23 protein-coding genes and 1 tRNA gene are annotated in these 21,488 nt (G+C 35.9%); 19 read left to right on the top strand and 5 right to left on the bottom strand.

Annotated elements, in window-relative coordinates:
* Positions 1-17: 17 nt before the first annotated feature.
* Positions 18-656 carry a deoxynucleoside kinase gene (locus ACQ4QH_RS06420; protein ID WP_002828489.1) on the bottom strand — a complete coding sequence of 213 codons (639 nt, stop codon included), beginning with the start codon at positions 654-656 and terminating at the stop codon, positions 18-20.
* 190 nt (positions 657-846) lie between these two features.
* A complete protein-coding gene (gene mscL, locus ACQ4QH_RS06415) occupies positions 847-1,239 on the bottom strand; it encodes a large conductance mechanosensitive channel protein MscL (protein ID WP_439818208.1) in 393 nt (130 codons plus the stop codon).
* 179 nt (positions 1,240-1,418) lie between these two features.
* Here mscL and ACQ4QH_RS06410 point away from each other — a divergent pair, with 179 nt between their 5' ends.
* The 14 genes from ACQ4QH_RS06410 (at position 1,419) to ACQ4QH_RS06345 (ending at position 12,276) form a co-directional block, all read left to right on the top strand.
* A complete protein-coding gene (locus ACQ4QH_RS06410; protein WP_439818207.1) occupies positions 1,419-2,258 on the top strand; it encodes a Cof-type HAD-IIB family hydrolase in 840 nt (279 codons plus the stop codon).
* Between the two features lies 1 nt (position 2,259).
* A complete protein-coding gene (locus tag ACQ4QH_RS06405; RefSeq protein WP_040760843.1) occupies positions 2,260-2,466 on the top strand; it encodes a hypothetical protein in 207 nt (68 codons plus the stop codon).
* A complete protein-coding gene (locus ACQ4QH_RS06400) occupies positions 2,453-3,181 on the top strand; it encodes a lysostaphin resistance A-like protein (RefSeq protein WP_439818206.1) in 729 nt (242 codons plus the stop codon). Before ACQ4QH_RS06405 ends, ACQ4QH_RS06400 begins: the two co-directional genes overlap by 14 nt.
* Before the next feature lie 92 nt (positions 3,182-3,273).
* Positions 3,274-3,780, top strand: a complete 507-nt coding sequence (locus ACQ4QH_RS06395; RefSeq protein ID WP_150177836.1) for an antibiotic biosynthesis monooxygenase family protein — start codon at positions 3,274-3,276, stop codon at positions 3,778-3,780.
* A 58-nt stretch (positions 3,781-3,838) separates the two neighbouring features.
* A tRNA-Leu gene (locus tag ACQ4QH_RS06390) sits at positions 3,839-3,922 on the top strand.
* 249 nt (positions 3,923-4,171) lie between these two features.
* Complete coding sequence (locus ACQ4QH_RS06385; protein ID WP_439818205.1) at positions 4,172-4,642, top strand: phosphate-starvation-inducible PsiE family protein; 471 nt, start codon at positions 4,172-4,174, stop codon at positions 4,640-4,642.
* Positions 4,643-4,716: 74 nt separating this feature from the next.
* Complete coding sequence (locus ACQ4QH_RS06380; protein ID WP_439818204.1) at positions 4,717-5,493, top strand: 5-bromo-4-chloroindolyl phosphate hydrolysis family protein; 777 nt, start codon at positions 4,717-4,719, stop codon at positions 5,491-5,493.
* Positions 5,486-6,598 (top strand): toxic anion resistance protein, encoded by a 1,113-nt coding sequence (locus tag ACQ4QH_RS06375; RefSeq protein ID WP_439818203.1) that lies wholly within the window; start codon positions 5,486-5,488, stop codon positions 6,596-6,598. Before ACQ4QH_RS06380 ends, ACQ4QH_RS06375 begins: the two co-directional genes overlap by 8 nt.
* A 166-nt stretch (positions 6,599-6,764) precedes the next feature.
* Positions 6,765-7,163 (top strand): transcriptional regulator Spx, encoded by a 399-nt coding sequence (gene spx / locus ACQ4QH_RS06370; protein WP_002828412.1) that lies wholly within the window; start codon positions 6,765-6,767, stop codon positions 7,161-7,163.
* A gap of 153 nt (positions 7,164-7,316) precedes the next feature.
* A complete protein-coding gene (locus ACQ4QH_RS06365) occupies positions 7,317-8,087 on the top strand; it encodes an adaptor protein MecA (protein ID WP_439818202.1) in 771 nt (256 codons plus the stop codon).
* Positions 8,088-8,179: 92 nt separating this feature from the next.
* Complete coding sequence (locus ACQ4QH_RS06360; protein ID WP_439818201.1) at positions 8,180-9,238, top strand: competence protein CoiA; 1,059 nt, start codon at positions 8,180-8,182, stop codon at positions 9,236-9,238.
* Between the two features lie 64 nt (positions 9,239-9,302).
* Positions 9,303-11,117: an oligoendopeptidase F gene (pepF, locus tag ACQ4QH_RS06355; RefSeq protein ID WP_439818200.1), complete on the top strand. Its 1,815-nt coding sequence runs from the start codon at positions 9,303-9,305 to the stop codon at positions 11,115-11,117.
* 139 nt (positions 11,118-11,256) lie between these two features.
* Positions 11,257-11,655 carry a DUF948 domain-containing protein gene (locus tag ACQ4QH_RS06350; protein WP_002828408.1) on the top strand — a complete coding sequence of 133 codons (399 nt, stop codon included), beginning with the start codon at positions 11,257-11,259 and terminating at the stop codon, positions 11,653-11,655.
* A gap of 30 nt (positions 11,656-11,685) precedes the next feature.
* The gene (locus ACQ4QH_RS06345; RefSeq protein ID WP_439818199.1) at positions 11,686-12,276 is read left to right on the top strand and encodes a hypothetical protein; all 591 of its coding nucleotides are present in this window, start codon (positions 11,686-11,688) and stop codon (positions 12,274-12,276) included.
* A gap of 93 nt (positions 12,277-12,369) precedes the next feature.
* Here ACQ4QH_RS06345 and ACQ4QH_RS06340 read toward each other — a convergent pair whose 3' ends face one another.
* Positions 12,370-13,470, bottom strand: coding sequence for a M24 family metallopeptidase (locus tag ACQ4QH_RS06340; protein WP_330155005.1), 1,101 nt, complete (start codon positions 13,468-13,470; stop codon positions 12,370-12,372).
* Positions 13,471-13,727: 257 nt separating this feature from the next.
* Here ACQ4QH_RS06340 and ccpA point away from each other — a divergent pair, with 257 nt between their 5' ends.
* The 3 genes from ccpA (at position 13,728) to ACQ4QH_RS06325 (ending at position 18,000) form a co-directional block, all read left to right on the top strand.
* A complete protein-coding gene (ccpA, locus tag ACQ4QH_RS06335; RefSeq protein ID WP_439818198.1) occupies positions 13,728-14,741 on the top strand; it encodes a catabolite control protein A in 1,014 nt (337 codons plus the stop codon).
* A gap of 410 nt (positions 14,742-15,151) precedes the next feature.
* A complete protein-coding gene (locus ACQ4QH_RS06330; RefSeq protein ID WP_439818197.1) occupies positions 15,152-16,624 on the top strand; it encodes an APC family permease in 1,473 nt (490 codons plus the stop codon).
* Between the two features lie 35 nt (positions 16,625-16,659).
* Entirely contained in the window at positions 16,660-18,000 is a 1,341-nt protein-coding gene (locus ACQ4QH_RS06325) for an aspartate aminotransferase family protein (protein ID WP_439818196.1), read from the top strand.
* A 67-nt stretch (positions 18,001-18,067) separates the two neighbouring features.
* Here ACQ4QH_RS06325 and budA read toward each other — a convergent pair whose 3' ends face one another.
* Complete coding sequence (gene budA / locus ACQ4QH_RS06320) at positions 18,068-18,775, bottom strand: acetolactate decarboxylase (protein WP_439818195.1); 708 nt, start codon at positions 18,773-18,775, stop codon at positions 18,068-18,070.
* A 181-nt stretch (positions 18,776-18,956) separates the two neighbouring features.
* On the opposite strand from budA, the gene ACQ4QH_RS06315 reads away from it, so the two are divergent.
* Positions 18,957-19,214, top strand: coding sequence for a hypothetical protein (locus ACQ4QH_RS06315; protein WP_439818194.1), 258 nt, complete (start codon positions 18,957-18,959; stop codon positions 19,212-19,214).
* A gap of 1,169 nt (positions 19,215-20,383) precedes the next feature.
* On the opposite strand, the gene ACQ4QH_RS06310 is transcribed toward ACQ4QH_RS06315, so the two are convergent.
* The gene (locus tag ACQ4QH_RS06310; protein WP_439818193.1) at positions 20,384-20,725 is read right to left on the bottom strand and encodes a hypothetical protein; all 342 of its coding nucleotides are present in this window, start codon (positions 20,723-20,725) and stop codon (positions 20,384-20,386) included.
* 274 nt (positions 20,726-20,999) lie between these two features.
* Between ACQ4QH_RS06310 and ACQ4QH_RS06305 the strand changes: the two genes are divergently transcribed.
* Positions 21,000-21,158, top strand: coding sequence for a hypothetical protein (locus ACQ4QH_RS06305; protein ID WP_439818192.1), 159 nt, complete (start codon positions 21,000-21,002; stop codon positions 21,156-21,158).
* Positions 21,159-21,488: the final 330 nt, after the last annotated feature.

Genomic DNA, 21,488 nt, shown 5'->3' with positions numbered 1-21,488 from the left:
CCTTTTTCTGTGAACAATTAAATATTTTCTAGTTCTTTTAGGCGGTCATCAATTTGTTGTAAAACAATTTTTTGACTGTCTTTATTTTCAAGGTCATATTTTTGCAAATCAATTTTCATCTTTGGTGAAGCATCATAATCTGCATACCATTTTTGATAAGCTGACCACATCTTGAAGTAGTATTGTCGTAAATCAGCATTATCTTCAAATTGCTCATAGTCACGACCACGTTTCTTAATACGATAAAGGATGGTATCAAAGTCAGCATCAGCAAATACCATTAAGTCAGGACGTCCTTTTTTCATCGTTTGAATCTCATCCATCATGTTTTTGAGCAGTGTCATGTAAACATTTAATTCAGCATCCGAAATATTACCCTCACGATGGTTTTCTTGGGTGAATAAAGCATCTTCGTAGATAGAACGATCTAAGACATTATTGTCATCTGACAAAGCCTTTTTTATCATTGCGAAGCGTTTGTTCAAAAAATAAATTTGCAGTAAAAATCCATATTGTTTTGGATCTGCATAATAAAGAGGTAACACAGGATTTTCACCTACAGGCTCAAAAAAGGCTTGTGTTTTAAGATGTTTTGCAATCAAATCAGTAAGTGTGGTTTTCCCAACACCGATCATACCAGCTGTGATAATCACCATGGTAGTCCTTCTTCCTTCAGGATTATATTTTCTCTAAATACTCATCTTATAAAGTACATGAGTGAGCTTATCAGCTGATAACTATATTAGCCAATATAATAAATAAATTCAATATCTTGACAAATTAAAAAGAACGCCCTTATACAGACAAATGCCGATATATAGGGACGTTCTAATTTTAAAATAAAAATTAATCTTTCTTTTCTGCCAATGCATCACGAATTTCTTGAAGAACAATTAACTCTGTTTCAGGTGCAATTTCTTCTTCTTCGTCTTGTTTCTTGGCCATTGATTGTGCCTTGCGAATTGCCTTCAAAATTAAGAATACAGCAAAACTTGTCAACAAGAATGTTATTAACGTACCGATGAATGATCCAACTTTAATATCAGCTGAACCCACATGCCAAACAATACTTGAAAATGAAATTGAACCTGTAATAATTCCAATTAAAGGCATGATTAAGTCATCAACCACTGACTTAACAACTGTTTGGAAAGCTGCCCCCATAATGAAAGCGACTGCCAGATCCATAACGTTTCCACGCATGATGAAGTCTTTGAATTCATTTATAAAATTACGCATAAGATGTCTCCTTTTATTAACCTAATAATAAATATAACATAGTGATTTATTTAAGTCAAAATATAAGTGAAATATGCTAAAAAATTTTAAACTATTCTTTGATATATTAAACATAATTACGAGTAAATTAATTTTTTCTGGTAAAATAAAGAAAATGAATGACATAGAGGGAGTAACTAATGAGTTATAAGATGTTAGTGTCAGACTTAGATGAAACATTTCTAAACGATGATGGTACGATTCATAAAGAAAATGTACGTGCAATTAAAAGTGCAGTTGCAAAAGGATTTAAATTTGTTCCTAATACTGGCCGATCATTTAAATCAGTACAAAATATGTTAAAAGAGTTAAACTTATTTGATAAAGAAAATCAATACGTTATTTCGTATAATGGTGCGGCAATTGTTGAAAATAAAGATAATCAAGTTATGGCAACACAGGACATGCCAATAACATTGGCCAAAAAGATATTTACGGCGGGCTATCTTAGTAATCTGGTTGATGTTCATATTTATACAGTGGATAAATTATTTATTTATGATATTAATGAGACAGATAAACGTTATATGGCAACACGAGGTGTAGAATATGAAGAAATCGCGCATGATGATTTATCATTTCTAAATCGTGAACAACCTATTATGAAAGTGATTTTTGAAAATGAAAATCCTGATATTCAAAAACAAATTCATGATGCGGTCATTGCTGCAGTAGGTAACGAAAGTGTTGAAGCAACTTATTCATCCGGTCGGTATGTTGAATTCAATTTGAAAGGTGTGGACAAGGGAACTGCCTCATTACTGCTGGGAGAAAAGTTAGGCATCAAATCAACTGAGATAATTGCTGCTGGTGACAATAATAATGACTTAAAGATGATTACTGCAGTAGGCCTAGGTGTTAGCGTGGCCAATGGAATTCCAGCTGTTAAATCAGCTGCGGATTTTGTTACACAGCGTACTAATAATGAAGGGGCTATTGCAGAAATATTAGATCAGTTTGTATTGGCAGGTGAACTATAGTATGCGTTTTGCAATTCAAATTGGGGCAAGTTTTATTGTAGTTACCATCTTTGTTGGCTTTATTTGGTTTGCCAAAATAGCAAATTGGCCAACTTGGGTTATCGGGGTTTCTCTATTTGTATTGTTTGTTCTATTCACGGTTTTAATGACATTCTTATCATTAGCGCTGCAACCAAAAAAGCAGGAGGACGAGCATGAAGAAGACTGATCAAATTGGAACCTTGATATCGGGCGTCATTTGGGTAGTTGTGGGGATTATTTTGGATTTTGCCATCCAACTTGGGAGCACATACAGTAAGTATGGCATTGTAAAATGGTTACATGTCGATAAAAATAATCCAATTAGTATTACAGTAATGTTATTCGTTGCCGCTATTTTAACCGCATTGACTGTCTGGATATTAGGCTATGCAGTAAAACGAAAATCACCTAAGACAGCTTTACATCCATTTCGAGGTGATAAATTAGTTTGGGTTGGATATGGCTATGTTATGATTATCGGTGCTGGCTTTTTAACGGTTGCTTTGCAACTTATTTTTTCTCATCAACAGGTTACGGCTAGTAATCAAATTGCTTTAGAAGAAATGGCTCGAAAGGGTGGTGCTGCACTGATTTTTGTTGTTGCTTTGGCAGTTTTCGTTGCGCCATTGGTTGAGGAATTAATTTTTCGAGGAATTATTTTAAATTATTTCTTTAAAGAAGGACCTTGGTGGTTAAACGTTATTATTTCTGGCGTTTTGTTCGGTTATTTTCACGTTTTTCAAGATTTTCAAATTTTTGCCTTTATCCAATATTCATTAATGGGAGTCGTTTTAGCAATTGTTTATAAAAAAACAAAACAAATTCAGTATGCGATGGCAACACATATGTTGAATAATAGTATCGCGGCTCTTAGCTTAATCAGCATGGCATTTGGTTCATAACATTGTAATTCTTTTCACTATATTTTTTCATGGATTTAGCTTATGATAGACATAGAAATACTGCGACGTATAATGTGAACGGGGGAAATATTATGACTGAGTATTTACATGTAACATTTGGATCGAGAACAGTTTTGCAAGAGGTTAGAAATAAAAATCTAGAACGAGAATTATTATTGATGAATGATGAGTCTGATCCGGAAAAGTATGAGTTATTAGAGAAAACAACGGATAAAAATTCTGTATTTACGGTACCAGTAAGTTATGAAATTATTTCAAGTCATGGGGATACTGATGAATTAAGAGGTTGGATGAGTTTTACTTTTATCACGCTAAATGATTTGGAACGTGATAACTTTATTCGCCGATATAAGTCAACAAGTATAGATATTGAAGCGCCTGGGTTTATTAGTTCTTACATTTTACAAAGCACAACAAATTCACACGAGTTAGTTATCTTATCTACATGGCGACTAAAAAAGAATTGGACTGACTGGCAGTCGTCGACGAATTTTCCATTACGTCGCTATGAGCACAGCCAATATAATTTGCATAGAAAGCAACTCAGTTTTACAGCTTTGGCAAAGCAAAGTCTATAAAATAACTACCCAATTACATCAATTTCTGATATAGTTATCAGTGTTATGTAATGGGTATGCCGTCGTGGCGGAACTGGCAGACGCGCACCGTTCAGGTCGGTGTGGGATTTATCCCGTGCAGGTTCGATTCCTGTCGACGGCATCAAAATAGCTCTAAGAATCCTTTATTTATAGGATTTTTAGGGCTTTTATTTTGCGTTTGTAGCACTTTTGTGGTATTCATAAATTGTTTATTTACAATTCATATATCAATAAATTAAGTGTTTGATGTGAGGTTGCTTAATCTTATGATATGGACAATTTTATTTTTGTTTGTTCGGTTATTTAAAAAACTATCACTTCAGATGCCGGTTTGGTACTATTGAGATAGTAAATGAATGGAGGATCTTATATGGGTTATAAGCATCTTGAAAAAGGATATAACATTTTTTTAGGCGTGGGTATGCTTGTATTAGGAATAATTATGTTTGGTTTCTTTGTGAAGGATTTGTGGATTTTGGTGCAAATGGTTTGGCAAACAGATCTTCAGAAGAATTTTTATAGCATCGCGCGATTGATTTTAGAAACCTTTTTATTCTTTGAGTTTGTTGTATTAACGCAAGAATATTTTTTACAAAAACACATCTCACTACAAAACTTTATGTATATTGGGATTACAGCAATGTTGCGTAATTTATTAGTTTATCATGATGACACGATGGGAATATTGATTCAATCAATTTCTATCGCAATTATGATATTAGTTTTAATTGTTTATCGTTGGTCACGACGATATTTGGCGGATTTGGAACAAAAAGAAGTCAGAGAAGAAGTAATATTTGCTGAGAAACATCACTTGCAACAATCAACTGATGAACATTAGGTAATACGGGGGGTTGTTCCTGATTTAATGATTGAGTATTGTATAATGAAAAAAATGAAGGTTGGAGGATCAGTATGTTGGATTTAGACCATATACCAAAGGAGTATTTTCGCAGAATAAGATGGACATTATTTTGGGGATTATTCATTTTGGCCATCATTTTTAGCTATTATACAAATGCAGCAACCTGGCTTTTTATAGGCAGCCTTGCTGTGTTAGGTGTATCAATCAAAAAGATCTTTCGATGGGTCCTGCCAATTGTACTTATTTTATTGGTTGCGGGCAGTCCGCAATTAGGATTAATGTTACAGGGACTATTAATTATGTTGGTCGTTGGGTTACGGGAACTATTTGTCATGCCACGTGCTAAGCTCACGCAATTAAAACAATATCCTCGCTTAAAGATCAATAAAAGTGGCTTAACACGACGTGATAGCCGTGTTTTTAAACAAACATTTAAACCTATGCAGAAATCGGCATGGCACGTAAAAGTTTTGTTTCAGCAAACTGTGGGACTAAGAAGGATTGCAATAGAAACAAAAGTTGTCACTTATATTGAAGCTATTTTAAATAAGTTAGCAGAGAAGCCAACCCAATTGATTGCGGTGAACGACTTTGCATATCGTAGATTACCTAATCTAGAACAATTGTTAGTGAGTTATGTAGAAATTGCAAATCAATCTGTTATTAGCGATGAAGATAAAAAACAGTTAAAAACTGCACGACAATTGATTAAAGAATTATCGACAAGTATATGTAAAGATTATCGGTTAGTAATCAGTGAGGATTTGAATAATTTAAATAGTCGAATGAATACAACAAAGGAAATATTGGGAGACAAGCATGATTGAAGAGCAACAATCACAAAATGATTTGACAAATAGTAGAATCGATAGAGTGGGGCAGTTAACGTCAAAGGATCGATCAGAAGCTTTAAAACTAGCACAACAACTTGATGTGGAACATTTAGATTCAATTATTTCATATGGTGAAGATACCCAGAAAGACCTAACTAATTTTTCGCAGGAAGTACTGGAAAAGGTGCAGTCACAAGATGTTGGACCAATTGGTGACACATTGACAGAGTTGATGTTCAATCTTTCTCAGGCTAATCCAACTGAATTAACACCTGTTAAACAGGGATTTTTCGCCCGTATATTTAAAAATATGCAAAAATCCATTTATGAATTAACGGCAAAATATCAAAAGATTGGGGCACAAGTTGATCATGTTGCTGGACAATTGCAACATTTTCAAACGGAATTAATGGCTGACAATCGTATGCTTGATGATTTGTATAGTGAAAATATGTCTTTTTTTAATCAGTTAAATATCCACATTGTCGGGGCAGAAATGAAATTAACAGATATTGAAAAAAGAGAATTACCAGCCGCACAAAAGCTGGCACAGCAGTCAGATAATCAACTATTAGCCCAAAAGGTGCAAGATTTAATACAATTCCAGCATCGACTTGAAAAGCGTGTCAACGATTTGAAGTTAACGCAACAAATGACATTGCAGCAAGCACCACAAATTAGACTGATTCAAACAACTAATCAAGTTTTGACCGAAAAAATTCAAACTTCAGTTAACTCTGCGATTCCGTTGTGGAAAAATCAAGTCACGATTGCCCTAACATTGTTGAAACAAAAGAAAGCAGTAAATGCCCAAAGAGCCGTGTCTGATACAACGAATCAATTACTTCAGTCAAATGCGGATATGTTACAGCAGAATACAATTGAAGCAGCCAAGGAAAATGAACGTGGTATTGTTGATATTGAAACATTGCAACACACGCAGGATCAATTGATTAAAACTATCAAAGAAACAATGATTATTCAAAAAGAAGGTCGGGACAAGCGTGTTGCAGCAGAACAGCAAATGAAAGATATGGAATCGGAACTGAAAGAGACACTAATTTCGATGGCAACAGAATCAGGTAAAAAAACAATATAAAACGTATAGTTTAACTAATACTGCCTGAAAAATGAGATTTTTTTAATTTATTACAATTATTTGACAAAAAAGGGTTACATGTTTTGGCCGATACCGTTATAATGGACACTATAAGAAACATTAGTATGAATAGTCGTATCATTGTAGCGCCGAGAGGAGGCCCATTATGGTAACGTTATATACATCACCAAGTTGTACATCATGCCGAAAAGCGCGTGCATGGCTCGAGGAGAATGAGATTTCTTATCAAGAACGAAATATATTTAAAGAACCATTAACTCGTGAAGAGATTAAAAATATTTTGCGTATGACTGAGGATGGTACCGAAGAAATTATCTCAACAAGGTCAAAGTTATTTACAGAACTAGACATTAAATTAGATGATATGTCGTTAAGTTCATTGATTGATTTATTGCATAATCAGCCAGCACTATTGAAGCGTCCATTGATCATGGATGAAAAACGTATGCAGGTAGGTTATAATGAAGATGAAATTCGACGATTCTTACCTCATGAAATGCGTCAGGCAGAGTTGGCTCGTGTCACCGCTATGGTTGATTTATAGAATTAATTTTTGTCAAAATAAGTTATTTAAAGTTGATGTTCTAATATGGCATCAACTTTTTTACAATGTATTCGACGAATAAACCAGGAATTTGTTATAATATATTGTTAGAATGATTTCTCATATTTGGTTGAGAAGAAAGGGGTGCCCATTATGGAAATGGAACGAATAAATGATGATACCATTCGCGTTGTTGTCACAAATGATGATTTAGCGGAGCGTAGTATTTCAATTGTTGATTTGCTGGGCAACCAAGATGAAATTGAAGAGTTCTTCTATAGTATTTTAGAAGAAGTCGATGTTGATGGTGATTTTGAGGATAACGAAGCCGTAACCTTCCAAGTATTACCTAATCGAAATGGTTTAGAACTATTTATTTCTAAAAATATTGATGACAAAACAATGATGGAGGGGATGCTGAATTCTGTACTTGGTAAGCGAGATGCTGGTGAGTCTAATGATGATGTTTCTGATGACTTATTAGATAAATTGCTTGCTAGCGACAGTAAGGATAGTCAGAATGTAGCAGACCAATCAATTGTAAAGCAATCACAGATGAAAGATGTTTCTACATCTGACAAGCAGAACCATTTAGTCGATAGATTATTAACTTCAGAAAACATCAATGATCAGGAGTTGGTACTGCAATTTGATGATTTTGAGAATATCATTCAATTTTCACTAATGATGCAAAAACAAGATTTTGCTTTCAGTACAAAATTAGTAAAGTATCACAGCAAGTTTTACTATATCTTAGGTATAGATGGTCAAGCACTGCAAAATAATTATGATATTAAGGATCTAACGGGCGTTGCTAGAGAATTTGCCAAAGTTTCAGAAGTATCTGCTGAAGTTTTGGTAGAACATGGTCAAGTTGTTTTTAATGATAATGCACTTGAACGAGTATTGAACTACTTTAAGTAATATAATCCAGTCGAACTGGGACAGAAATCTCTGTCTCAGTTTTTTTGTAAAAAATGTATTAATCTTCGTCTCTATATTGTGGAGGTCGAATGATGTTAATTGCGCAACATGCACATACAAAAGAGTATATGGATGCTAATCTGGCAAAATTAAATGATGAATATGTATGCCCAGGCTGTGGTGAGCCCGTTTGTTTAAAAAAGGGCAAGATAAAGATAGCCCACTACGCACATAAGATTTCTGCAAACTGTGATGCTAGTTCTGAAGGTGAATCAGTGTCACACCTTCGTGGGAAATTAGCTCTATTTCAATACTTTAGTAAAAAATATGATGAAGTGAGGCTGGAACCATGGCTTAGTGAAATCCAGCAGCGACCAGACCTAATGATAAGAAGAGGCGATAAATGGACGGCCATTGAGTTTCAGTGTGCTCATATTACGCTTGATCAGGTTCGAAAGCGAATGGCTGGTTATCGAAAATTACATTTACGGACATTGTGGATTCTAGGTGAACCTTATCAAAAAAAGCGAATATTAGCGACGACGATGGCAAAATTTGCAGTTATCCATAATTTTGAATTAAAAATATTTTTTTGGAATTACAAGCATAATATTTACTACCAGGGATGGTGGCAAATTGATAATAGGGGTTTAGTAACTTGCAAAACCCGCGTAAATAATCAGTTACAGCAATTATTAAAGATACAACAGTCAGTTATACTTGCAAAGCCAAAAATTCGTGAAATACAAGAATATCTATATATACAAAATAGAAATATTGTTGGCATTCCTTGGATTTGCCATGCGCGGTACTCACTCCCAGGCGGGCTTAAGACGCTACATTGGCAAGTCGCTGTTCGTATTATTGTGACTTTAGAAAATAAGTCAGTTAGTATAGATGAAATGCTGCAACAATGTATTATTCAAGATTGGCAGCAATTTGGTTGTGTAATGGTAAGGGACGTACAAAAGTTATGGCTTTATCATTTTTTAAATGATGCCCTCAAGGCGAAACAAATTGAATATACAAATGGAAAATTTAAACTAGTTAGCTTAGTGAAATGGTTTGACACTTATCAAGATAAACTCGAAGCATTTCGGGAAGTTCATTTTAGTGATTCTCATATCCTATCAAGGAAACTATCGAACTAGCACTGAATAGACAAACAAACTATGATAAAATGAAGATTATATTAGACTGAAATGAGGGAAAATAATGGTTAAAGAACTACCTTTACGTGAAGAACTACCAGAATCAGCAACATGGGATCTTAGTACAATTTTTGCTAGTGATGAAGCTTGGCAAAATGCCTATGATGAATTAGCAGATCGTCTCAATACTGCAGATTTTTTTGCCACCAGTGCAACAAAATCGGGCACGGCATTGTACAATGCACTGCAATATGGCTTAGGATTAATGCGTGACTTAGAGAAGTTATACGTCTATGCATCAATGAAATCAGATCAAGATACGGCTAATGGTTTTTATCAGGGATTAAGTAATAAGGCCGAAACAATTGCCGCTAAGGTTTCTGCCGCAATTGCATTTTTTGACCCAACTGTTCTCTCACTTTCTGCGGATCAACTCGCAGCATTTTTTGCAGCTGAGCCACGTCTAAATGATTACCAACACTACTTTGATGATATTTTGACCCAAAAAGGTCATGTCCTTCCCGAAAGTGAAGAAAAATTATTAGCTGCTGCAGGTGATGTTTTTGGTGCTTCAGAACGGGCATTCGGTATGCTAGATAATGCTGATATTCAGTTTGATGCTGTAGAAAATGATGAAGGTGAATTAGAAACCTTATCAGATGGGGTTTATTCACGATTGTTAGAATCTGTTAATCCGGATGTACGTAGAAATGCGTTTAAAACATTTTACGCATCATACATGGCACTAGATAATACGTTTGCTTCGTTAATTGGTAGTCATGTCAAGGGACATAATTATCTAGCCCAAGTGCACCATTTTGACTCAGCTCGTCAAGCTGCTTTAGCTGCTAATAATGTGCCTGAGATAGTCTATGACACGCTTGTTGCTGAAGTAAATAAGGCATTACCTTTATTGCATCGCTATATGAATTTACGTAAACGTTTATTGAAATTATCAGAACTACACTCTTATGATTTGTATACGCCGATTCTTGGTGAACCAGACTATGAAATTGATTATCCACGTGCTCAAGCAGAAGCATTAAAAGCATTAGCTCCCTTGGGTGAAGATTATCTGGCAATTGTCCAACAAGCATTTGATAATCGCTGGATTGATGTTATTGAGAATAAAGGTAAACGCTCGGGTGCTTATTCAGGTGGTTCTTATGATACGAATCCATTCATTCTACTAAATTGGGTTGATAATCTGAATAATTTAAGTACATTAGTACATGAAATGGGCCATTCTGTGCACTCTTACTTAACAAGAACGAGTCAGCCTTACCAATATGGTGACTATCCAATTTTTCTTGCAGAAATTGCATCGACGACGAACGAAAATTTGTTAACAGACTACCTATTACGTACCATTACTGATAAAAAATTAAAGGCATACGTGTTAAATCAGTATCTAGATGGTGTCAAGGGTACTTTATTCCGACAGACACAATTTGCTGAATTTGAACAGTGGATGCATGAAACTGATGCTAGTGGTACACCACTAACGGCTGAAGTATTGAATGAGGCATATGCTGAGTTGAACCAACGTTATTATGGTCCAGCATTGACTGCAGATGAGGAAATTGCACACGAGTGGGAGCGTATTCCACACTTTTACTATAACTTCTATGTCTTCCAATATAGTACCGGATTTGCTGCCGCTACGGCATTGGCAGATAAAATTTTACATGGGGGACAAACAGCGGTTGATGCATATAAGGCGTATCTAAAAGCTGGTGCATCAGCATTCCCAATTGATGTCATGAAAAAAGCAGGCGTCGATATGACGAAACCTGACTATCTACGAGAGACTTTCAAGGTCTTTGAGCAGCGCTTAAATGAATTCGAGCAATTAGTTGATGAATTAGGTCTTGAGTAACATTAAGTTAGGTAATTTTAGAAAGTAATGATGATATCATATCTGGTGTATACATTTATCTATAAAATTCTTACAATTGCCAGTACAGTTATAAAACGTTAAAATAGTGGGTATACACAGAAATGCTAGGAGGGAAAATATGTCAGGTGGACAAATTGCTCTAATAATTTTAGCTATTGCAGTATTATTATTAGTTCTATTTATTGGATTATTCTTAGTGAGATTGACGCAAACACTAGGTGTTGTGACGAAAGATGTTGATATTATTGCACGTGAGGCTAATGATATATTAGCTAATGTAGATACGTTGTTAGATGATGTGAATGGAAAGGTAGCGACGATTGATCCTGCCTTTCAGGCAATTGCTGATTTGGGGACCTCAGTATCAGAATTAAATGATGCGACACATAATTTAACAGACAAAGTACGATCATCGTCTAGTTCAAACAAAACGAAAGTAGCGTCAGCACTTTTTGCGGCTAATGCAGCTAGAAAGAATCGTAAGAATGCAAAAAAAGCTGAAGCTACGCAAAAATAGCCATTGGTTAATAAAACGGAGGATATATTCATGTCAAAGACAAAAGGATTTTTAGCTGGTGTCGCATTTGGTAGTTTAGTTGCCGCTGCAGGATACGGTTACTATAAGATGTTGACTGTTGAACAACAAGATGACTTAAAAGAAAAGTTTGATGATGTTGTAGCCGATTTTCGTGATAAAGTAGTGGACTACAGTTATGCTGCGACTGATGCCGTTGCCTCAGTTCGTGATAAGGCCGATGATTTTGTGTCTGATAAGAGCTATGCCTTTGATACCAAGGTGACGGACCTTAAGGAATCAGCTGAGGAAAAGTCTGCTGATTTACGTGCAAAGGCTGATGAATTATTGGCATCAGCGCAAGCCAAGGCAACGAATCTACGAAATCAAGCGCAAGATTTGTCTAATCAAGCTAAAGCAAAGGCCGATGATTTTAGAGAACAGATTAAAGCTGATGTTGCTGAACAGACAGAAGAGGATATTGTTCTTTCACCAACGGATGATGCCGTTGCGTCAGAAACTTTTGAAAGCTTTGAAGATGAGGTTGAGCCTGAGGTGTTGGAGCCAACTGCTGGGCTATCAGAGACCAATAAAAAAGGTTTATCTGAGGAAGCTGATAAGTAGTTCTTCAATTCTATAATAATTAAATATGTGAAAAACGTTAGCCCAACCAAATTGGTTTGAGCTAACGTTTTTTGTAATATATTAATTTTAAAATTATTCAATAATACGTAGTTCTTTAGGTGAATGCGTGTATGGATCAACACCAGATTCTGTGACAATAACTGAGTCCTCGATACGAATACCTAAATCGCCAGGAATATAAATTCCTGGTTCGATTGAAAATGACATTCCTGGTTGTAGAACTAAGTCATTTCCTTGTGCAATTTGAATTGATTCGTGCACAGATGAACCGATTCCGTGCCCAAGTCGATGTACAAAGTATTCTCCATAACCAGCCTTTGTGATGATATCTCGTGCAATGCCGTCCAATTCACCAGCAGTCATTCCTGGCTTGGCGGCAGCTTGGGCAGTTAGTTCAGCCTCTAAGACAACATCATAAACTTCTCGTTGATGATCTGATACTGATTGGAAGGCAACCGTACGTGTTGCGTCAGATACGTATCCATCATAGATAGTACCAAGATCAAATAAGGCAAGATCACCAGGCTTTAACGTATTGTTTCCTGTGTCACCATGTGGTTCGGCAGCATGCGCACCAAATTGAACAAGTGTATCAAATGACATGCCAACAACACCTGATGATTTTAAATCATACTCTAATTTTGCCATTACTTGAAGTTCAGAAACACCAGCTTTCAAGGCATTAAAGGCAAACTCAAATGCGCGGTCTGCATCTTCACCAGCTTTGTGTAATTTAATAATTTCATCAGGAGTTTTAATCAAGTGCAATTTGGTCATTAATGGTGATAAATTACCGATAAACTTTGCTTCTGGAACAGCCGTTTGAATAAGAGAAGCACGTTTTAGTGTAAGTTGCTCTTGTTCAACTGCCCATTTTTCTGTATGTTGTGTATGGGCGTGCAAATGTTCATTTATTAGTGCCCACGGATTTTCTTGGTCCTGATAACCATAAACAGGATGAGACCAGCCTGAGCTTTTGACAGCTTCAACTTCAAGGGCTGGTGCAAAGATAAATGGCTCATCTTGTGGGAAAACCACTAGAGCGAGTACACGCTCAATAGGATCAGAATTGAAACCCGTTAGGTAATCAATTGAATGAAAATCTGAGAAGTAAGCAACATCTAGTTGTTGTTCTTCCAGCCAACTTTGTATTGATGAAAGTTTATTGGTCATTAAAAATTCTCCTTTAATTGAAATATATGATTAATTGTACGCTCATTTTTAAAAAATGCCCATCTATGATAGAAAGTTATGTTACAATTAACCATTGTGTGAAATTATTATTAAATGATGAAACAAATTATGAAAACATGTTACAATCACATTGTAAGCGTTCCCATAAAATAAAATCAGTTAATGGCTGTTAGATTAAATAAATTTGTCTAGCGCTCGAGTCTGAATTAAAAATTTGTATTTTTAGGAGAATAGTAATGGATAAACAAACTGTCACAATTTATGATGTGGCGCGAGAAGCAAAAGTGTCAATGGCAACTGTTTCACGTGTCGTCAATGGTAATGCAAATGTTAAAGCTGAAACAAAAGAAAAAGTCAATGCGGTGATTGCTAAGTTGGGGTACCGTCCAAATGCAGTTGCTCGAGGATTGGCATCACGGCGGACAATGACAATTGGTGTCGTTATTCCTGATGTTACTAATCATTATTTTGCTGAATTAGCTCGTGGTATTGATGATGTTGCTGCAATGTACCATTATCAAATTATTTTAGCGAATTCCGATGAGTCAAATACAAAAGAAATTCAAGTGATGGAAAATCTTCTTGGTAAGCAAGTTGATGGTATTGTATTTATGGGCAACATCTTAAATGATGATATTCGCGATGAATTTAAGAAGGCGGATGTACCAGTAGTTTTGGCTGGATTGTTAGATGAATATGAAGAACAGCCATCAGTTAATATTGAATATAGATCAGCAATGAGTGATGCAACGACAAGATTGTTGCAAGCGGGTCATACCAAAATTGCTTTCGTCACTGGTGATTTAGATCATTATATGAACAAAGCACATAAACTACTTGGTTATCAAGATGCTTTGGCTGCGTACGATATGGCTTATGATGAAAAACTAGTTTTCCAAGGAACATATGATTATCAGTCGGGCTATCAACTCGCGCAAGAAATTAAAGAGTCAGAGGCCACTGCAGCAATTGTTGCAAATGATGAAATGGCTGCTGGTGTGATTAATGGTCTAACAGATGCAGGTGTTAATGTACCAGATGACTTTGAAATCATTACAGGTAATGATTCAAAGGTTGCGGTGATTACACGGCCACAATTGTCATCGATTACACAACCAATTTATGATATTGGTGCCGTTGCCATGCGCATGTTAACAAAGTTGATGAATCATGAAGAATTGGCAGTTAATAACATTGTTCTCCCACATGGTTATGTAGATCGTGGATCAACAAAGCATGATAATATGTAGGGGTACGATAGGATTTTAGATCTGTTTTGGAATTCATAAACATTAGTCTTATTAAGTAACAAAATACGAAAACTAGGGTGGTTTTTTGAGTGATTTCAAAAACTGTCCTTTTTTTATTTAAGAACGTTAATCTTATAACTGATTTAGTCAAAAAATGATAAAAAAATTAGAAAAATATTGACTTTTATAATCAGCGCGGTATCATTGAAATAATTGGTTGATGTTTTGCTGTCACTATATTGTAAAGCTATTATTTTTTTAATTCTTAGTTATGTGATAGCAATATAAATTTCATCCAGTAATATTACAATAGGTGATTTTTTACTTAAAATAAAAAAATATTCTAATTTTTAAGCTTAAGTTTTTGAAATCATGCTTGATAAAGTCACCCAAGTTAGGAGAATTTTTATATGGGGCTATGGTCAAAATTTTTGGAGCGCGAGGATGCTTCCACATATATTAGCAAAGATGCGGATATGCCACGTATCTTACATACGAAGGACTTTTTAGCATTAGGTGTTGGAACAATTGTTTCAACGGCTATTTTTACTTTACCGGGCGTTGTGGCGGCTAATTATGCTGGCCCTGGAGTTGTATTTTCATTCTTATTGGCAGCAGTTGTTGCTGGCTTTGTTGCCTTGGCATATGCCGAAATGGCATCTACTTTACCTGTTGCTGGTTCAGCATATTCATGGATTAATGTTTTGTTTGGTGAGGGTTTCGGTTGGATTGCCGGTTGGGCTTTGTTAGCTGAATACATCATTGCAGTTGCATTCGTTGGTTCTGGTTTATCAGCAAATTTTAGAGGATTAATTTCTCAAATAGGTATTAACTTGCCATCAGCATTATCTGGTGCATTAGATACGCATTCACTATTTGGTTGGGCCTCATCTGTCAGTGGACCTAAGGGTGGGTTTGTTGATATCGTGGCCTTTATAGCAATTATTTTAGTCGCATGGCTATTATCACATGGTGTACATGAAGCATCTCGTGTTGAAGTAATACTAGTTGTTATCAAAGTGCTCGCCGTTTTGTTATTTATCGTGGTTGGTTTAACAGCCATTCATCCGGAAAATTATTCACCATTTGTTCCTGCATATAACCCAAATGGTACGACATTAGGTGGGTTCCAAGGAATTTGGGCCGGTGTATCTGGTATTTTCCTAGCCTATATTGGCTTTGATTCAATTGCTTCAAATTCCGCAGAAGCCGTTAATCCGCAAAAAACAATGCCTCGTGGTATTTTAGGATCATTGCTAATTGCCGTCGTCTTGTTTGTTGGTGTTTCACTGGTTCTTGTTGGTATGTTTAAGTACACTAAGTACGTTGATAACGCTGAACCTGTTGGTTGGGCATTGCGACAAGCTGGTCATCCAATCGTTGCGGCAACGGTTTCAACAATCGCTGTTGTTGGAATGTTGACAGCATTAATTGGTATGATGATGGCTGGTTCACGGTTACTTTACTCATTTGGACGTGATGGTATGTTACCAAAATGGTTAGGTCAAGTTACTGAAAACAAGGGATTACCAAATCGCGGGTTGTTAGTTTTGACTGTTGTTGCGGTCCTTGTTGGATCGTTCTTCCCATTCTCGTTCCTTTCAGAGTTGATTTCTGCAGGAACTTTGATTGCATTTATTTTTGTTTCACTAGCTATGTATTCATTGCATAAACGAGAAGGAAAAGACTTGCCAGAAGCTGGGTTTAAAATGCCAGGCTATCCTGTAACCCCAGCAATTGGTGCAATTTTGTCAGCATGGATATTTTGGGGACTTAGTGCAGAAGCAAAAATTTATGCATTGGTTTGGTTTATTATCGGAATTATTGTGTACTTCCTTTATGGAGCCAAGCATTCAGTATTGAGAAGTAAATCAGGTAAGTAAACAGTACTTAGTCTAGGGGGAGTAAGATATCAAAAATGGTTGAAAATAATGATATTTTAAATCAAGAAGAACAGCATTTTGCTGGTGCTGGTCGTGTTTATTATTTTGATGTTGTTCTTGATTCAGGTAAAGGTGCAATCTTAAAGGATGTTGCTGGAAATGAGTATATTGATTTGTTAGCAAGTGCTAGTGCAACAAATACGGGGCATGCACATCCAAAGATTGTGAAAGCTATCCAAGAACAGGCTGAAAAGTTAGTTCATTATACTGCTGCATATTTTGCGACATCAACGGAGGCTAAGCTAGCTTCAGAATTGGTAAAATTAGCACCTGGTGATGAAAAAGATTGGATGGTTGTTTTTGGTAATTCAGGTTCCGATGCTAACGATGCAGTCATTAAGTTTGCTCGCGGATATACAGGTAGAACGAATGTTGTCTCATTTGTCGGGGCATATCACGGATCAACCTATGGTTCGATTTCTGCATCAGCAGTCAGCTTAAACATGAGTCGTAAGATTGGACCACTATTGCCTGGATTTTATAAAGTACCATTTCCATCCCCTGATAAACGCTTGCCTGGTGAGAATGATGAAGATTTTTCTGAGCGCATGTTTGCTGCTTTTAAAGAACCATTCGAAAATTATTTACCAGCTGAAGAAACAGCAGTCATCATGATTGAAGCAATTCAAGGAGATGGTGGTATTATGGCACCACCAACGGGTTATTGGCAGAAAGTAGCAGACTTTGCGCATGATCATGGTATCCTGTTAGCTGTTGATGAGGTCAACCAAGGCTATGGTCGTACAGGTAAGTTCTGGGCATTTGAACATTTTGGCATCCATCCAGATTTGATTGCGATGGGCAAATCAATGGCTTCGGGTTTGCCGTTAAGTGCTGTTTTAGGTAGACGGGAGATCATGCAAAGTCTTGATGCACCTGCAAATGTTTATACAACTGCTGGTAATGTTGTCAGTGCTGCTTCAGCATTAGCAACATTGGATGTGATTAAGTCTGAAAATTTGGTTGAAAGATCTGCTGAGCTTGGCAAATTTGCGAAGCAATTTTTTGAAAAAGAGCAAGCAACATTTGATTTTATTGGCGATGTCCGATTGTATGGGTTAAATGGTGGTATTGATATTATTGATCCTGAAACCGGCTTGGGAGATGAGCAAGGAACCAATACCATTATCTATAACCTATTTAAAAATGGTGTGCTGATGATCTCATTGCGTGGTAATACGCTAAGGTTTCAACCGCCACTAGTCATTAAACAAGAAGAATTACAACAAGCATTTGATGTTATCCATAAAGTATTTGCTGGCTATCAAGCTGGTGAGTTACTTGAACCAAGTGGACGTCATCATATTGGTTGGTAACTAAAAAACGACGAACTAAGCAGAACATGGGGATGCTTGGTTCGTCGTTTTGTATTAGATAAAATTATTATTTTTCGGCTTGGGCGATAGCTGCCTGTAAATCAGCAAAATTAACATCGTGTTCAGTAAAGTCTGTATTGTTAGTTGGCAAATGTAAGTTTAGTGTATCAAATATGTCTATTTCTAGATCAACGTTATCCGTATCGAATTGCAACACATGACCTCCAATTGTTCGATCGTCGCTAATGAAATGGATATGCCAACCACCAGCCATTACACCAGTATATAAATCGTTACCGAAGTCACCAACCAATGTACCAGTAACGTTTTCGTAATTGAATACCGGTTGACTTGCTGCTACAGTGCTAAAATCCGGGTAAGGCTTATTCTGTTTGGGAGCTACGCGAACTTGAAGGTTTTTAATTGTACCATGAGCCTTGATTGATAAAAATGAGTTAGTTAACTTTTGTTGATTAATTAATTCATCTAATAAATTAAAGGTTAATGGAGACGACTTGATCTTTAAACTGTTTGTTGATGACTTATGAGCTGATGCGAATGGCGTGGTGGTGTTTAAGTCGACAATTTCTACTGTTTCACCTGAAGACTTTGTTTGATAGGCGTGACCGTCAATAACGGTTACTTCGCCATCTAAACCGTGGGTAGTACCAATCCCAGTATCACCATTTTCAAGTAACTCTGAAAAGGTAAGGGTACCATCGTACAAACCAGCCATAATTAATTCAAGGGTGCCATGTTGAAAAATTTTATTCATTACTACTTCCAACTTTTTTTAAGATAAAATTCTTACTTAATGTGAGTACATTTAATAAGTAATTATTACGCTTGTTAACTTAAAAAGAGCTTAGTAGCCACTTTTGATAAAAAATTATGGCAGTTTAGAAGAATAAAGCTAATTTATAGAATAAAAAAACACCCCAATAGAGGGTACACAAATGAATGGCAAAATAAGTAAATTATTGGAAGATACCAGTATTAGAAATTATGTAATGCTAACTAAATTGGCTGATTATGTTCGATACTATGCTGACCTTGAAGATGAAAATGTATTGAGTGATATAGAGGACTTACGTAGGGAAGTGGCTGATATTCCAATTGCTGATAACCCAGAGGATGGGATAAGCAACTTAGAAGATGAAGTAGCAGAGTTGAAGCAGTGCATTCAAGAATTGAATGAAGATACAAATTACTAGATAATAAATAAGCGTCAGCAAGATAACTCTGTTGGCGTTTTTATTGTATTATGGATGTAGCAGTTGATACTGATAGACGAGGGGGAAAGTTGTGAAGTTCATAAAAGATTTTAATTTGATAGTCGTTGGTGTGCTACTGATGTTGTATGTGATTACTGGTTGGTAGTGGTTGTTTATGATAGTAGGTGGTGTGTACATTGCGTTTAGTATTATCAGGTACAAGGACAACCCGAACTTTTGGTTCATCTTTCTAGGTGTGTTAGGTGTACTGTTAGCAGTAGCTACAATAGTAACTATGATATAGGGAATGGCACGGCAATTGAACCTTATGACATCATAGTCTTTACAAAGTGGGAACGCACGCCGTATAATTAGGACATACAAAAAACCTGCAAGGTGTGCAAGACCTTACAGGCGACCGAGTTTGAGAATATTCTTTTTATAGAATTGCGCTGATTAGTCTTTATGGCTTATCAGCGTTTTTCTTTATCTCGTAGGCTTTTGCTAAGTTGATAGCAAACTTACCTAGAGCGCCTAGCACAATAGCTATACAGATAGCTAGAGACACCATGCGAGCATACTCCCGTAGAATTTTGTATCATCATCACACCTCCCGAATTTGAGAATGTGTAAGGTATGGATATACTCACTAACTCGGATAGTTTCATTGAGTAGCTAACTCAAATTCACTACTTAATTATCATAATGGAAACGGATGAAGTTGTATATAATTTAATTGATCGTGAGCACTAGCATTCATTTGTTGTTGCTTTTTTGTATCCCGTCCCTGCTTTGGTAAAAGATAACCGGATATCAAATAATGCCACCTGGCACACAAACCGCAGTTATAAATATTTTTCAGACATAGCCCCATGTCATCACGAATAAATGAGCACACCATTACTGTATTCTTATAAAAATGATGAGTTTTGAAAATTTTAGGGTAGGGGGATAAAAGATGAAAACCAGTCACAGCAAAAACTAAAATTATCGAACCATTTGTTTTAGTAGTCGTTTTAGGGTGCAAATAAGGGGTACTTTTTCAACTGTTAAATGTTAAAGCGCCAGTGCATCAATGACTAAAATACCCCAGAAAAAACTTTTGAAAATTGGTGCAACTTGTAAGACGACAGTATGTGTGTGCTCTATTTATAAGATTAGATAGGGGGCTAATCATTATTGAATTTCAGATAGCTAGGCTCATTGGCATCAAAGTTACCCAGTGAAGCAGTTATTCCATCTTGATGAAAGTGTTTGGCCCAGATATAAACCCGCAGATAGGTGAAATTTTTAGAAGTAATTTTTTTATCAAGTAACTGTTTAAAGTAGTGTGGATCTATGGCGTATTTATCTAGGAGTGGTTGAATAAGCTCATTTACAACAGCAATAAAACAAACTTTGCCAATACCAGTAAGTCTATTAAATTTATTAGTAGCACCAATCGTATCAATTTCATTTGTATCTATGAACTCATGCAAACGCAACCGCCAGTAATCTAAGTCGCTCATCATATATCGACCACCACCTTTTTTAAAGTTAGTTTAGCATACTCTCATAGCTGAAATGTCAGCCATGGCATGTAGACGTTCGCCACTTTGGGTTAGCGAGATTAACAACTGTATTTGTAGGAACATTTATAACGGAAGTACAACCATAAATAAACTTGCCTTTGTTTAATATGGAATTTTACAGAATGAGTTTTATAGTCGAATTTTTAATTGAGAAGATAGTACAATAACTATATTAGAAGAGGGATCATGGTAACAACAGAAATAGAGGTAGACAATGAAAAATAAAAACAAGAATAATTTAAAAAATATTATTATGGCTTTAGGTTTTCTTATTATCGTGCTTAGCATAATTTTCCTATCAAATGGCATACTGACATTAGGTGTAATAGCTGGTGCTTTAATTGTTGTTTTCAGTCAAGAAATCAAGGCATGAAAAACGTTATATAAACGCATTCTATGAGCATTTTTGAATATAAGTAGGGTAAATTGTCTGCTATATAAACACTGGTATTTAGTTACTGGTGTTTTTTTAATGCCATGTAATGTTATATAGTTACAGGCATCCCCTATACTATACGTTGTATATTATAATGAAGTAGATTAGTCAGGCTATAAAAAGACTGAATTACTACATTAGAAACTTAGTATTATCGACATGTCAAAACCTGACATTAAATAATTTTGGCCAGAAGTAAGAACTTACTATGAAGTGCAGTTAGTGATAACACTGTAAAGGGGATGTTTAGTTATGGTAGATAACATA

Source organism: Weissella paramesenteroides (genome assembly GCF_051903945.1).
Taxonomy (GTDB): domain Bacteria; phylum Bacillota; class Bacilli; order Lactobacillales; family Lactobacillaceae; genus Weissella; species Weissella paramesenteroides_A.
Note: the sequence above shows the minus strand (reverse complement) of the source record. Positions and strands in the feature narration are given on the sequence as shown.

Coding starts and splice junctions, on each gene's coding strand:
- ACQ4QH_RS06325 (WP_439818196.1), top strand. CDS start 16,660: ATGGTTGAAAATAATGATATTTTAAATCAAGAAGAACAGCATTTTGCT.
- ACQ4QH_RS06365 (WP_439818202.1), top strand. CDS start 7,317: ATGGAAATGGAACGAATAAATGATGATACCATTCGCGTTGTTGTCACA.
- ACQ4QH_RS06420 (WP_002828489.1), bottom strand. CDS start 656: ATGGTGATTATCACAGCTGGTATGATCGGTGTTGGGAAAACCACACTT.
- ACQ4QH_RS06315 (WP_439818194.1), top strand. CDS start 18,957: ATGAATGGCAAAATAAGTAAATTATTGGAAGATACCAGTATTAGAAAT.
- spx (WP_002828412.1), top strand. CDS start 6,765: ATGGTAACGTTATATACATCACCAAGTTGTACATCATGCCGAAAAGCG.
- ACQ4QH_RS06380 (WP_439818204.1), top strand. CDS start 4,717: ATGTTGGATTTAGACCATATACCAAAGGAGTATTTTCGCAGAATAAGA.
- pepF (WP_439818200.1), top strand. CDS start 9,303: ATGGTTAAAGAACTACCTTTACGTGAAGAACTACCAGAATCAGCAACA.
- ACQ4QH_RS06385 (WP_439818205.1), top strand. CDS start 4,172: ATGGGTTATAAGCATCTTGAAAAAGGATATAACATTTTTTTAGGCGTG.
- ACQ4QH_RS06305 (WP_439818192.1), top strand. CDS start 21,000: ATGAAAAATAAAAACAAGAATAATTTAAAAAATATTATTATGGCTTTA.
- ACQ4QH_RS06345 (WP_439818199.1), top strand. CDS start 11,686: ATGTCAAAGACAAAAGGATTTTTAGCTGGTGTCGCATTTGGTAGTTTA.
- ACQ4QH_RS06330 (WP_439818197.1), top strand. CDS start 15,152: ATGGGGCTATGGTCAAAATTTTTGGAGCGCGAGGATGCTTCCACATAT.
- budA (WP_439818195.1), bottom strand. CDS start 18,775: ATGAATAAAATTTTTCAACATGGCACCCTTGAATTAATTATGGCTGGT.
- ACQ4QH_RS06360 (WP_439818201.1), top strand. CDS start 8,180: ATGTTAATTGCGCAACATGCACATACAAAAGAGTATATGGATGCTAAT.
- ACQ4QH_RS06375 (WP_439818203.1), top strand. CDS start 5,486: ATGATTGAAGAGCAACAATCACAAAATGATTTGACAAATAGTAGAATC.
- ACQ4QH_RS06340 (WP_330155005.1), bottom strand. CDS start 13,470: ATGACCAATAAACTTTCATCAATACAAAGTTGGCTGGAAGAACAACAA.
- ACQ4QH_RS06405 (WP_040760843.1), top strand. CDS start 2,260: ATGCGTTTTGCAATTCAAATTGGGGCAAGTTTTATTGTAGTTACCATC.
- ACQ4QH_RS06410 (WP_439818207.1), top strand. CDS start 1,419: ATGAGTTATAAGATGTTAGTGTCAGACTTAGATGAAACATTTCTAAAC.
- ccpA (WP_439818198.1), top strand. CDS start 13,728: ATGGATAAACAAACTGTCACAATTTATGATGTGGCGCGAGAAGCAAAA.
- mscL (WP_439818208.1), bottom strand. CDS start 1,239: ATGCGTAATTTTATAAATGAATTCAAAGACTTCATCATGCGTGGAAAC.
- ACQ4QH_RS06350 (WP_002828408.1), top strand. CDS start 11,257: ATGTCAGGTGGACAAATTGCTCTAATAATTTTAGCTATTGCAGTATTA.
- ACQ4QH_RS06400 (WP_439818206.1), top strand. CDS start 2,453: ATGAAGAAGACTGATCAAATTGGAACCTTGATATCGGGCGTCATTTGG.
- ACQ4QH_RS06310 (WP_439818193.1), bottom strand. CDS start 20,725: ATGATGAGCGACTTAGATTACTGGCGGTTGCGTTTGCATGAGTTCATA.
- ACQ4QH_RS06395 (WP_150177836.1), top strand. CDS start 3,274: ATGACTGAGTATTTACATGTAACATTTGGATCGAGAACAGTTTTGCAA.